An 11,258-nucleotide genomic window follows, 5' to 3' on the forward strand; every position below is an offset into this window, starting at 1 on the left:
CAGCAGGGAGCCTGGACTTTAGCGCGAAACCTTTGCGTGTTCATGGGCCAGCAGCGAAAACACTTGCAGGTCCTGATAACGCCCCGCCCAAAACCCGGCCTCGCGCAGCACGCCTTCGCGGCTAAAACCCAGGCGCCCCAGCAGTGCCTGGGACGGCAGGTTGCGCGGATGAACCAGCGCTTCGACACGATGCAGTTGCATCTGCGCAAAGCCCCAATCGAGCACGCTGCCCAGGGCCTCGTTCATCAAGCCTTTGCCCCTGGCCGCCGGTGCCAGCTCGCAGGCCAGGGCGCAGCTGTTCCACTGGCGATTCCATTTGAACAGCCCACAGGTGCCAATCAACCTGCCTTCACATTCCAGACCCCAGCGCGTGCCCGGATTGGCCTGGGTCCGCCATTGAGCGAAGGTGGCGATCAGGGCGTGGGCCTGGGATACATCGGTCATGGGATCAATGCCAAACCAGGGCATGGCCTCGGCGTCGCGATAGATCGCGAACAGCGCCGGGGCGTCGTGGGGGGTCAACTCCCGCAGGTGCAAACGTTCAGTGTGCAGGGTGGGGAACGCATCCCTGTGGTGTGGCGCGGTTGGCGTGGGTATCGACTGAACATTGTCGGGCGCCAGGGGCGGGTTCATATTCGTTCCTTGAATACAGGAGGGGGCAGGCAGATAGCTTGCTCAAGGTAGCAAAGATCAAAGGTGGAGCGGTCGAGCTTTAGCGAGGCAGCGATGGCGTCGGTGCAGCCAATGTGGAGGTTGCCTGATAGCTTCTACAAGGGTTTCACTTCGCTGCTCGATTCTCAAGGTTGCCACACGGTTTTTTCCCCACTCAACTTGCGATCCAGAAACGTCGCCGCGCTGATCAGCGCCAAATGGCTCAAGGCCTGGGGCGTGTTGCCTAGATGCCGTGCCTGGCTGTCGAACTCTTCGGCATACAGCCCCAGCGGGTTGGCATAGCGCAGCAGTTGCTCGAACTCCAGGTGGGCCTTTTCCACTTGCCCCGCGCGGGCCAGGCATTCGACGTACCAGAATGAACAGGCGGTAAACGCCCCCTCTGTGCCTTGCAAGCCGTCAATCTGGCTGTCGTCATTGCGGTAGCGGTACACCATGCCGTCGCGCACCAGGCTTTTCTGGATGGCCTCCAGGGTCGACAGCCAGCGCGGGTCGGTAGCCGCCACGAAGCGCACCAGTGGCATCAACAGCATCGACCCATCCAGTGCAGTGCTGCCGATGTGCTGCACGAAATGCCCGCGTTCGGCGTTCCAGAAGTTGCTCCAGATATCTTCATAAATCGCCTGGCGGGTCTGGTCCCAGCGGGCGAACGGGGCTGGCAGCGAGCGTTTGGAGGCCAGGCGTATCGCCCGGTCGAGCGCCACCCAGCACATCAGCCGCGAGTGCAGGAAGTGATGCTGCTCGCCACGCATCTCCCAGATGCCGACGTCTTTCTGGTTCCAGGTTTCGCACACCTGGTCCACCACTTCCAGGGTGTGTTTCCAGCCTTCATGGGAGATGGCCTCGCCGTACTTGTTGACCAGGTACACCGCGTCCATCAGTTCGCCAAAGATATCCAGTTGCACCTGGTCAAAGGCCTCGTTGCCAATGCGCACCGGTTGCGCGCCGCCGTGGCCGCTGAGGTGGGTCAACTCGGTTTCCGGCAGCTGTTGGCGGCCGTCGATGCCATACAGGATATTGATTTTCATCGGCTGCCCGCAGCAGTCGCTGACGCGCCCGCGCAGCCAGCGCATGTAGTCATTGGCTTCCTGGACAAACCCCAGGCGCATAAAGGCATAGACGGTGAACGAGGCGTCGCGGATCCAGGTGTAGCGGTAGTCCCAATTGCGCTCGCCGCCGGGGCTTTCGGGCAGGCCGAAGGTGGCCGCTGCGAGGATCGCCCCGTGTTTGCGCGAGGTCAAAAGCTTCAGGGCCAGGGCCGAGCGGTTGACCATTTCCCGCCAGCGGCCACGGTAGTTGGACTGCGCCAGCCAGCCGCGCCAGAACTGCAGGGTGCGTTGCAGGCACAGGTCGGTGCCGCCACTGTCGACACGCACATCGTCGAGGCCGCCAAGGACAAATTCGGCGCCCTGGTCCTGGTCCAGGGTAAAGCAGGCGACCGCGGCATCGTCCTCGATCTGTACCGGTAGGCTGCTGGCCAGGCGCAGGCCGGGCAGGCCCGGGGCTTGGAAACATACATCGGTCTTATCCGCCGTAGCCCGGGTGGGCGCCCGGGCATAGTCATGGCGTACCGCGCAGCGCATATGCAAGGTGGCCTTGCCGCTCACCACCCGCACGCGGCGGATCAGCAGGGGCAGGTCGTCGACGTCGTCGCTGATGCTCAGCAGGTCGGTGATTTCCACCACCGCCTCATCGCTCAGCCAGCGGGTTTGCAGGACGTTGGTGTCCGGCAGGTAGATTTGTTCGCGGCGCGCCTCGGGCAGGTCTGGGGTGAGCTGGAAGATCCCGGCGGCGGGGGAGTCTAGCAGTGAGCAGAAGATCGACGGGCTGTCGAATTCCGGCCAGCAGAAAAAATCGATGCTGCCCTGGTCGTTGATCAGCGCTGCACTGCGCATGTCGCCGATGATGCCGTGGGCGTCGATGGCGCTTTGCGCTTCGTTTTTCAGATCAACCATTGTCTTTGAACTCCGGATAAAGGCTCATGCCGCCGTCGATAAACAAGGTGCTGCCCACCACATAGTCGGACGCATCACTGGCCAGCCAGACCACGGCGTTGGCCACATCCTCCACGTCGCCAACGCGGCCATAGGGGATCAGTTTGAGCAACTGCTGCTCGGCATCGCCCTCGGTGGCGGCGCGGTTGATGGCCGTGCGGATCGCCCCCGGCGCGATGCCGTTGATGCGGATCCGTTGGTGGCTGACTTCCTGGGCGAGGCTGCGCATCAGCATCTCGACGCCGCCCTTGGAGGCCGCGTAATTGACGTGGCCGGCCCAGGGGATCAACTGGTGCACTGAACTCATATGGATGATCTTGCCGGCGGCCCGCGATACGCCGACTCGCACACCCTGGCGGTTGAAAATGCGCAAGGCGGCGCGGGCGCAGAGGAACTGGCCGGTGAGGTTGACGCCAATCACCGCGTTCCATTGCTCAAGGGTCATGTCGCTGATGGCGGCGTCTTTCTGCAGGCCCGAGTTGGCCACCAGGATGTCCAGGTGGCCGAAGGCGTCGAGGGCTTGCGCAAACAGGCGCTCGACATCGGCCTCCCTGGACACGTCGGCACCGATCGCCAGGGCCCGGCCACCGGCCTGGTTGATCTGCGCGGCCAGGGCCTGGGCGGGTTCTGCCTGGCTGTTGTAGTTCACCACCACCGCCGCGCCGGCGGCGGCCAACGCTTTGGCGGCGCCCGCGCCAATGCCGGAGCTGGCCCCGGTGACCACGGCCACTTGTTGTTCCAACGAGATGCGCATTGTCCACCCAACCTTTCTTCAGGAGTCCATTGAGCTGACTGATGGTGCGCGGCACAAGTTCAGCGGCTTGTCTGAAATGCGACGATGGCTGTCTATATCTATCGTTTTCGCCAGCGGGCTTTTGGTTAGAATCAGCGGCTTGATGACGTGAGACGCTGCCCATGACAACTGCGCACCGGCCTTGGCTTGAGGCTTATGCCGACAACTACCGCAACGACGAAGTGGTCCACCCCCATTGTCATACCCAGGCGCAACTGATTCACGGGGTCACCGGAGTGATGGTGGTCAGCACCGCCCAGGGCAGTTGGCTGGTGCCGTCCGGGCATGCGTTGTGGGTGCCCGCCGGGACGCCCCACGAGATCCGTATGGCCGGCGAGGTGCACATGCGCACCTTGTTCCTGATACCTGAGGTGGAGCCAAGCCTGGGCCGGACCTGCCAGGTGATCGAGGTCTCGGCCCTGCTGCGCGAGCTGATCGTGGCCGCCACACAGATCGCCGGCCAGAACAGCCCACGCTTGCAGGCCATGGTGGAGTTGATCCGCATGGAGCTGCTAGCTGCACCGGTGGTGGCCATGCATGTGCCGGTTCCCGGCGAAGCGCGCTTGGCCCGGCTATGTAACCGGTTTATCCGCAACCCATCCGATGACAGCAGCCTGGAGTCCTGGGCCGAGACCCTGAACATGAGCGCGCGCACCCTGAGCCGGATTTTCCAGCGGGAACTGGGCATGAGCTTTGGCGAGTGGCGCAAGCGTGCGCGCCTGGCCCTGAGCCTGAAGCTGCTGGCCCAGGGCGCTTCGATCCTGGAGGTGGCGCTGGAGCATGGTTACCAGAGCCCGAGCGCGTTCAGCGCGATGTTTCGTCGTTCGCTGGGGTATCCGCCGAGTCATTTCCGTCCCGGGGCCTGATGTTGCTTCATGTAACCCAATTGTCCATTTGGCGACGATACATGGCCCTGGCGCGGGCGAATCCGCCAGGGTGCATGCCTAATCTGCAAAGCTCATTCTTCAGCGAGCTTTGTGATGCCCAGCCTTGTCGTTCATCCACCCACTAGCCATCGATCCCCGGCATCCCTGACCCTGCTTCTGCTGGGCGCGCTGGCCGGATGCAGCGGCCTGCCCGACGAGCCAGCCGCGCAGTTGACAGCCCAGGCGGCGCCGCAATTGTCCAGTGGCTCGGCCACCCAGCCGCTGCCCCAGCGCTGGTGGCAGTTGTACCGCGACCCGCAATTGGACCGGCTGGTCGAGCAGGCCTTGAGCCACAACAAAGACCTGGAGGCTGCCGCCGCCCATGTCGACGCGTTGCTGGCCCGCCTGGAACAGGTCGACAGCGAGCGCCAACCCTCGAGCCTGCTGACCTACGGCGTGGGCTATGGCCGCAGCCGAGACGACCAGACCCTGGCCCAGGCGAGCGGTAAACATGCCGACGCCCAATGGAGCCATACGCCCGGATTCGCCCTGAGCTACACCCTGGACCTGTGGGGCGAGGTGCGTTATCGCCTGGCCGCCGCCCGCGCCGATGCGGATGCGGCGCGCGCGCTGGAAGATGAATGGCGGGTGACGGTGGCCGCGCAGATCACCCGCGCCTATGGCCAGGCCTGCGTCTATGAGTTCAGCCGCCAGGTGCAGCGTCATTCGGTGCAAGTGTTGGAGCGCAGTGTAGAAGTCACCCGCGCGTTGCAGAAAGCCGGGGCGGCGACGGCGCTGGACCTGGCGCGCCTCGATGGCCTGCTGGAAGAAACCCGTGCGCCGTTGCCAATGTTGACTGCCCGCCGCCAGGCCGCCCTGTATGAATTGGCGGTGCTCAGTGGGGTGGCGCCCCAGGACGTGGCCCGCAACAGCTGTGCCCGACCCCCGCAATTGCAGGCGCCGCTGCCGGTGGGGGACGGCTGGGCGCTGGTGCAGCGGCGTGCCGATATCCGGCGTGCCGAGCGCCAACTGCGAGCGGCCACGCTGGCCATCGGTGTCGCGCGCGCAGATTTGTATCCACGGGTGACGTTCGGTGCCGCGCTGGAGTCTTCTGCCAGCAGCCTGGGCAAGTTGGGGGACAGTGAGGCGCTGGTGTATTCCGTGGGGCCGTTGCTGTCCTGGCGCTTTCCCCATCGCGGCGTTGCCCAGGCCCAGGTGGGCCAGCGCCGGGCCCAGGCGCGCGAGGCCCAGGCGCGTTTTGACGGCACGGTACTCAATGCTTTGAAACAGGTCGAGCAAGCCCTGGCCCTGTATCAGGGCGAACAGCAACGCCGCCAGGCCCTGCAAGCCGCGCTGGACAGCAGCCAGCGGGCGTTTGAGCTGGCCAACCGCAGTTTTCGGGCCGGCGCCCTCGATGCCCTGCAACTGCTGGACAGTGAGCGCAGCCTGGTCAACCTGCAGGCCACCCTGGCCCAGGCCGACCTGCGCTTGATCAACCGCCAGATCGACCTGTTCCAGGCCCTAGGTGGCGGCTGGCAACGTGACGATCACCCCCAACCCATCCCCCTTGCGACCCTTGGAGCCACGCCATGAACCAGGCTGTTGAACCCGCCATCCTGCAATCCACTCCCAGCTTGATGCAACGCCATCGTCGTGCATTGCTGACGGGCGCATCCCTGGCGACGCTGTTGGGGCTGGGGCTGTTTGCCGGGTATTGGTGGCAATGGGGGCGATTCCTTGAAGAAACCGACGATGCCTACGTGCGCGCCGATTGGGTGGCAATCAGCCCACGCATCGCCGGCTACGTGGCCCAGGTGTTGGTGGAGGACAACCAGCCGGTCAAGGCCGGGGATGTGCTGGTACGCCTGGATGACCGCGACTTTATCGAACAGTTGCACAGCACCGAGGCCAAGTTGCAGCAAGCCCGGGCAGCGGCGACGGCGCGCCAGTCCAGCCTGCATACCCTGGACGCACGCCTGGGCGAGCAGCAGCAACGCATCGTCCAGGCTCAGGCTGCGTTGAGCAGCAGCGAGGCCGAGGCTCATCGTGCGCGCCTGGACTTCCTGCGTTATCGCGACCTGGTGGACCAGCAGATTGCTACCCGTGAGCGCCTGGAAACCGCCAGTGCCGGCCAGGCCAAGGCGCTGGCGGCAGTGACCGAGGCCCGTGCCCAAGTGGCCCGGCAGCAGGCCCAGTGCCAGGTGTTGCAGGCGCGCCGCCAACAGGCCCAGGCGCGGATTGCCCAATCCCAGGCCCGGGTGGGCGAGGCCCAGGCCAAACTGGCCCTGGCCCGCAACGCCTTGAATGACACGGCGATCCGCGCGCCGTTCGATGGGGTCGTGGGCCAGCGCAAGGTGCGTCGCCAGCAGTACGTGATGCCGGGCCTGCCGTTGCTGGCGGTGGTGCCGGTGGAGCAGGCCTATGTGATCGCCAACTACAAGGAAACCCAGTTGCAACACATGGCGCCGGGGCAATCGGTGGATATCGCGGTGGACAGTTTTTCCGGCCAGCACTGGCGCGGCCAGGTAGAAAGCATCGCGCCCGGTTCCGGCGCGGTGTTTGCCTTGTTGCCGCCGGATAACGCCACCGGCAATTTCACCAAGATCGTGCAGCGCTTTGCGGTGAAGATCCGCCTGGTGACCGACGCGGCGAATGCGCCCGTCATCTTGCCGGGAATGTCGGTGATCGCCACGGTGGACACCCGTCCGGCCAGCCAGCAGGACGGTTCCCATGGAGGTTGATGCACGCACCTCGAACGTATCGTTTCGCGCCTGGGTCGCGGTGATCGGTGGCTTGTTCGGGTGTTTCATGGCCGGCATGAACGTGCATGTCACCAGCGCCGCCCTGCCGGAAATCGAAGGGGCCCTGGGGGCTACGTTCGAGGAGGGTTCGTGGATTTCCACGGCCTATCTGGTGGCGGAAATCATCATGATCCCGCTCACTGCCTGGCTGGTGCAGGTGTTTTCGTTGCGGCGGGTGATGTTGTGGGGCTCCGGGGTGTTTCTGGTGGCCTCGGTGGCGTGCTCAATGGCGCCTAACCTGCCGGTGATGATCATCATCCGGGTCATCCAGGGCGCGGCGGGGGCGGTGCTGATTCCGTTGTCGTTCCAGTTGATCATCACTGAGTTGCCCGCCAGCAAGATCCCCCTGGGCATGGCGCTGTTCAGCCTGGCCAACAGTGTGGCCCAGGCTGCGGGGCCGTCCATTGGTGGCTGGCTGACTGATGTTTATTCGTGGCGCTGGATCTTCTACCTGCAACTGTTTCCCGGCGTTGCCCTGTTGGCGGCCGTGGCCTGGTCCATCGATCGCCAGCCGATGAACCTTGGGTTGCTGCGCCAGGGCGACTGGCTGGGCATCGCCTGCATGGTGCTGGGGTTGGGGGCATTGCAGATCGTGCTGGAGGAGGGTGGGCGCAAGGACTGGTTCGGCTCCTCCTTTATTGTGTGGATGAGCCTGGCGGCGGTAGTGGGGTTGGTGGGTTTTGTCGGCCGGCAATTGTGGGGCAGCAAGAGCTTTATCAACCTGCGGTTGTTGGCGCACTACAACTTTGGCGTCGCCAGCGTGGCGATGTTTATCTTCGGCGCCAGTACGTATGGCCTGGTATTTCTGGTGCCCAACTACCTGTCCCAGATGCAGGGCTACAACGCCAGCGAAATTGGCATCAGCCTGATTGCCTATGGCCTGGTGCAACTGGTGCTGGCGCCGTTCCTGCCGCGGCTGATGAAGTGGTTGAGCGCGAAAATCCTCGTGGCTTCGGGTTTTGCGATCATGGCTTTGGGCTGCTGGATGGGCGCGCATTTGTCGGCAGACAGCGCCAGTAACGTGATCATCCCCTCGATCGTGGTGCGCGGCATTGGCCAGCCGTTGATCATGGTGGCGCTGTCGGTGCTGGCCGTGCATGGGCTGGCCAAGGCGCAGTCCGGTTCGGCCTCGGCGGTGTTCTCGATGCTGCGCAACCTGGGCGGTGCGGTGGGCACGGCCTTGCTGGCGCAACTGGTGGTGGTGCGCGAGCAGGTGCATTCGGCGCGCATCGGTGAGTCGCTGAGCATTTTCGAACCTGCTTTGCAGCAACATTTGCCGGGCGGCGGCGTGTTGCAGGAGCAATGGCCGCAGCAGCAGCAAGTGCTGGAGTTGCTCGACCAGAGCGTGCGGCACCAGGCATTTTTGATGGCTTACAGCGACGCGTTCTACCTGGCGTGTGTGGCGCTGACCTTGTGTGCGGTGGCGGCGTTGCTGCTTCGTCGCACTTGATGGCTGTCGCGGGTTGAGCAATTCAGCGATTGGGTTTCAGCCCCCGCAGCAGCAACTCCAAGCCTTGCAGCGCTTGCTCCAGGCGTTCATCCGGGCGTTCGGCATGGGCAATCCATTGCGCCGTATCCACCAGGCTGCCATTGATCAATCGGGCCAGCGCCAGGCTGGGGGCCTGTTCAATCAGCCTGGCGTGCATCAACCCCTCCAGCAGCCCGCGCAATGATTGGATGCATTGCTGCTGGGCTGCGGTGTTTTCGCCAAGTACTGCCGGTGCATCTTGCAGCACGATGCGCTGGATCTCGGGGTCCTGGGCCATGCGCAGATAGGCGCGACAGCGTTCGCAAAAACCATCCCAGGGGTTTTCGGCCTGGGCGCTGATCTGCTGTAGACGTTGATCCATCTCGCCGTCGAGTTGCGCGACTACCGCCGCCAATAAGCCTTTTTTGTCGCCAAAGTGATGGTACAACGCTCCACGGGTCAGGCCGGCGCGGGCGGTGAAATCATCCATCGAGGTATTGGCAAAGCCTTGGGCGGCAAAGGCCTGGCGGGCGCTGGCAAGCAGGCGGGCACGGGTTTGTTCGATCATCTCGGCGCGGGCTCGGCTCATGGGAAACGCTCGTTATTTGCGGGTGAGTGGTTGACATACGCTGCGTATATTACTCATGATTTGTCACATACGCACCGTATATATTTCATCGAATGGCCAGCTCCAGGGCTCCCAGCAAGAGGTCACGCACCATGGCAAACCCCTACGCCGAGCTGTTCAAGGCGCCAGGCTCCAGGGCTTTTGTATCGGCTGGCATGCTCGCCCGCATGCCGATTTCCATGACCGGTATCGGGTTGATCACCATGTTGTCGCAGCTTCGCGGCGGCTATGGGCTGGCGGGCGCGGTGGCGGCGACGTTTGCCCTGGCCACGGCCTTTTGCGCGCCGCAGGTTTCACGGCTGGTGGACCGTTACGGCCAGGGCCGTGTCTTGCCGGTGGCGGCGATGATTGGCGGGGGGGCGTTGCTGTTGCTATTGCTGTGCACCCGTTTGCAGGCGCCGGACTGGACTCTGTTTATCTTTGCCGCCCTGGCCGGGTGCATGCCCAACATGTCGGCCATGGTGCGGGCGCGCTGGACCGAGATCTATCGCGGCCAGCCGCGTTTGCAAACCGCCTTTGCCCTGGAATCGGTGCTCGACGAGGTGTGTTTTATCCTCGGCCCGCCGCTGTCGGTGGGGTTGTGTGTGCTGCTGTTTCCGGAAGCCGGGCCCCTGGTGGGGGCGGCCTTGCTGGCGGTCGGGGTGAGCACGTTCGTCCTGCAAAAACAGACGGAGCCTGCCGTCCATGCACAGCTTGAGCAGCATGGCCGCTGGCTGATCACCCAACCTTCGGTGCTGGTGTTGATGATCCTGCTGATGGCCATGGGCACCATTGTCGGGGTGGTGGATGTGGTCAGCGTGGCGTTTGCCGAGCATCAGGGCCAGCCGGCTGCCGCGAGCATCGTGCTGTCGGTGTATGCCATTGGCTCGTGCCTGGCGGGGTTGGCCTTTGGCGCGTTGAAACTGCACATGCCGTTGCCCCGGCAGTTCCTGCTGTGTGGCCTGGCCACGGCGTTGACCACCCTGCCGTTGTTGTGGGTGGGGGACATTCTCGGGCTGTCGCTGGCGGTGTTTGTCTCCGGGCTGTTTTTTGCGCCGACGCTGATTGTGTCCATGGCCCTGGTGGAACGGGTCGTGCCACCCAGCCGCCTGACCGAAGGCATGACCTGGCTGATCACGGGCCTGAGCATCGGCGTGGCCATCGGTGCTGCCAGTTCCGGCTGGATGATCGACCAATCTGGCGCCCCCAGCGGGTTCTGGGTGGCGCTGGTGGCCGGCGCGGTGGTGCTGGTGGCCGCGGTGTTGGGCTACCGCCGCCTCGGATGAGTCACCCCAGGGCGGGGTGACTGTCCGCACCGTGATGGCGCAGGAACTCGTGCAACGCCTGGCGCGTCAGGTCGTTGAGCGTGACCTTTTTCTGCGTCGCCGCCAGGGCCGCGGCCAGGTGCAGATCATGGCCGACCCGCACATTGAACGAGCCTTTGCAGGGCTTTTCCGGTGTCTGGCCCAGGGTCTGGCAAGTAGCCAGGTAATCCTCCACGGCCTCGCGAAAGGCCGCTTCCAACTGGGCCACGGTCTGGCCTTCGTAGCTGACCAGCGGGCGGATAAACAGCAGCTTGCCGAACAGGCAATTGTCCTCGACGCTGGCTTCTATGGAGCCGATGTAGCCTTTGTGTCTCAACTGGTTGCTCATTGAATCAAGCCTCCTGATTCCAACTGTTCAATGATCTGGCGCCGAATGTAGTACTTCAGCTCATTGCCAGGGTGGGGCTTGTGCAGGGTGATCATTGCACTCGGGTCGCCAATGTCGAACTTGACGCGGCTCCCAGCCCCTTCGATTTGTCGATAACCCAGCCAGCCCAGCAACGTGACGAGCTCAGGCCAGGTAAATGCCATCTGCAGGTTGAGCAGTTTGGCGAGCAGCTTTTCATTTTTGGACACGGCGTTCCCTGCGTGTAACTAAATGTAGTTGCAAATGCGTTGATCCGTCAATGATAGGACGCCTTCGCGGGCCTCTGTCGGGTTTGATGTAACGCCCGATGACTGCACTCGCCTGCGCTAATTTTTCCTGTCTGGATTCGTTTTATAGGGACGACGTGC

The 11,258-nt window shown here is 63.8% G+C and carries 11 protein-coding genes; 5 read left to right on the forward strand and 6 right to left on the reverse strand.

All coding sequences use genetic code 11. From position 1 onward, the window contains the following. Positions 1–18: 18 nt before the first annotated feature. From HBO19_RS23380 to HBO19_RS23390, 3 genes are all read right to left on the reverse strand, one after another. Positions 19–633 (reverse strand): GNAT family protein, encoded by a 615-nt coding sequence (locus HBO19_RS23380; protein WP_170058400.1) that lies wholly within the window; start codon positions 631–633, stop codon positions 19–21. Positions 634–797: 164 nt separating this feature from the next. After that, positions 798–2,624 carry a glycoside hydrolase family 15 protein gene (locus HBO19_RS23385; protein WP_169954787.1) on the reverse strand — a complete coding sequence of 609 codons (1,827 nt, stop codon included), beginning with the start codon at positions 2,622–2,624 and terminating at the stop codon, positions 798–800. Beyond that, positions 2,617–3,417 carry a glucose 1-dehydrogenase gene (locus HBO19_RS23390; protein ID WP_170058401.1) on the reverse strand — a complete coding sequence of 267 codons (801 nt, stop codon included), beginning with the start codon at positions 3,415–3,417 and terminating at the stop codon, positions 2,617–2,619. The genes HBO19_RS23385 and HBO19_RS23390 overlap by 8 nt, the downstream gene beginning before the upstream one ends. 161 nt (positions 3,418–3,578) lie before the next feature. Here HBO19_RS23390 and HBO19_RS23395 point away from each other — a divergent pair, with 161 nt between their 5' ends. From HBO19_RS23395 to HBO19_RS23410, 4 genes are all read left to right on the forward strand, one after another. Beyond that, a complete protein-coding gene (locus tag HBO19_RS23395; protein ID WP_170043706.1) occupies positions 3,579–4,322 on the forward strand; it encodes a helix-turn-helix transcriptional regulator in 744 nt (247 codons plus the stop codon). A gap of 114 nt (positions 4,323–4,436) precedes the next feature. After that, positions 4,437–5,915, forward strand: a complete 1,479-nt coding sequence (locus HBO19_RS23400; protein ID WP_170058402.1) for a TolC family protein — start codon at positions 4,437–4,439, stop codon at positions 5,913–5,915. Beyond that, positions 5,912–7,063 carry an HlyD family secretion protein gene (locus HBO19_RS23405; protein WP_169954783.1) on the forward strand — a complete coding sequence of 384 codons (1,152 nt, stop codon included), beginning with the start codon at positions 5,912–5,914 and terminating at the stop codon, positions 7,061–7,063. Before HBO19_RS23400 ends, HBO19_RS23405 begins: the two co-directional genes overlap by 4 nt. After that, positions 7,053–8,573: an MDR family MFS transporter gene (locus HBO19_RS23410; RefSeq protein WP_170058403.1), complete on the forward strand. Its 1,521-nt coding sequence runs from the start codon at positions 7,053–7,055 to the stop codon at positions 8,571–8,573. Before HBO19_RS23405 ends, HBO19_RS23410 begins: the two co-directional genes overlap by 11 nt. Positions 8,574–8,595: 22 nt before the next feature. Here HBO19_RS23410 and HBO19_RS23415 read toward each other — a convergent pair whose 3' ends face one another. Beyond that, positions 8,596–9,180: a TetR/AcrR family transcriptional regulator gene (locus tag HBO19_RS23415; protein ID WP_170058404.1), complete on the reverse strand. Its 585-nt coding sequence runs from the start codon at positions 9,178–9,180 to the stop codon at positions 8,596–8,598. 131 nt (positions 9,181–9,311) lie between these two features. Here HBO19_RS23415 and HBO19_RS23420 point away from each other — a divergent pair, with 131 nt between their 5' ends. Beyond that, the gene (locus HBO19_RS23420) at positions 9,312–10,484 is read left to right on the forward strand and encodes an MFS transporter (protein ID WP_169954780.1); all 1,173 of its coding nucleotides are present in this window, start codon (positions 9,312–9,314) and stop codon (positions 10,482–10,484) included. A 1-nt stretch (position 10,485) separates the two neighbouring features. Here the strand turns inward: HBO19_RS23420 and HBO19_RS23425 are convergent, their stop codons facing one another. Both HBO19_RS23425 and HBO19_RS23430 read right to left on the reverse strand, forming a co-directional pair. Then, positions 10,486–10,851 carry a type II toxin-antitoxin system HicB family antitoxin gene (locus HBO19_RS23425; RefSeq protein ID WP_169954779.1) on the reverse strand — a complete coding sequence of 122 codons (366 nt, stop codon included), beginning with the start codon at positions 10,849–10,851 and terminating at the stop codon, positions 10,486–10,488. Then, complete coding sequence (locus tag HBO19_RS23430; protein ID WP_057439099.1) at positions 10,848–11,099, reverse strand: type II toxin-antitoxin system HicA family toxin; 252 nt, start codon at positions 11,097–11,099, stop codon at positions 10,848–10,850. Before HBO19_RS23430 ends, HBO19_RS23425 begins: the two co-directional genes overlap by 4 nt. Between the last annotated feature and the right edge of the window lie 159 nt (positions 11,100–11,258).

Origin of the sequence: Pseudomonas sp. WS 5021 (assembly GCF_012985535.1) — a bacterium.
In the GTDB taxonomy this organism is placed as follows: Bacteria; Pseudomonadota; Gammaproteobacteria; order Pseudomonadales; family Pseudomonadaceae; genus Aquipseudomonas.

What these genes read in the sequence shown, in the direction of transcription:
- HBO19_RS23385 (WP_169954787.1), bottom strand. Translation starts at nt 2,624, where the DNA reads ATGGTTGATCTGAAAAACGAAGCGCAAAGCGCCATCGACGCCCACGGC.
- HBO19_RS23390 (WP_170058401.1), bottom strand. Translation starts at nt 3,417, where the DNA reads ATGCGCATCTCGTTGGAACAACAAGTGGCCGTGGTCACCGGGGCCAGC.
- HBO19_RS23395 (WP_170043706.1), top strand. Translation starts at nt 3,579, where the DNA reads ATGACAACTGCGCACCGGCCTTGGCTTGAGGCTTATGCCGACAACTAC.
- HBO19_RS23420 (WP_169954780.1), top strand. Translation starts at nt 9,312, where the DNA reads ATGGCAAACCCCTACGCCGAGCTGTTCAAGGCGCCAGGCTCCAGGGCT.
- HBO19_RS23405 (WP_169954783.1), top strand. Translation starts at nt 5,912, where the DNA reads ATGAACCAGGCTGTTGAACCCGCCATCCTGCAATCCACTCCCAGCTTG.
- HBO19_RS23380 (WP_170058400.1), bottom strand. Translation starts at nt 633, where the DNA reads ATGAACCCGCCCCTGGCGCCCGACAATGTTCAGTCGATACCCACGCCA.
- HBO19_RS23410 (WP_170058403.1), top strand. Translation starts at nt 7,053, where the DNA reads ATGGAGGTTGATGCACGCACCTCGAACGTATCGTTTCGCGCCTGGGTC.
- HBO19_RS23425 (WP_169954779.1), bottom strand. Translation starts at nt 10,851, where the DNA reads ATGAGCAACCAGTTGAGACACAAAGGCTACATCGGCTCCATAGAAGCC.
- HBO19_RS23400 (WP_170058402.1), top strand. Translation starts at nt 4,437, where the DNA reads ATGCCCAGCCTTGTCGTTCATCCACCCACTAGCCATCGATCCCCGGCA.
- HBO19_RS23415 (WP_170058404.1), bottom strand. Translation starts at nt 9,180, where the DNA reads ATGAGCCGAGCCCGCGCCGAGATGATCGAACAAACCCGTGCCCGCCTG.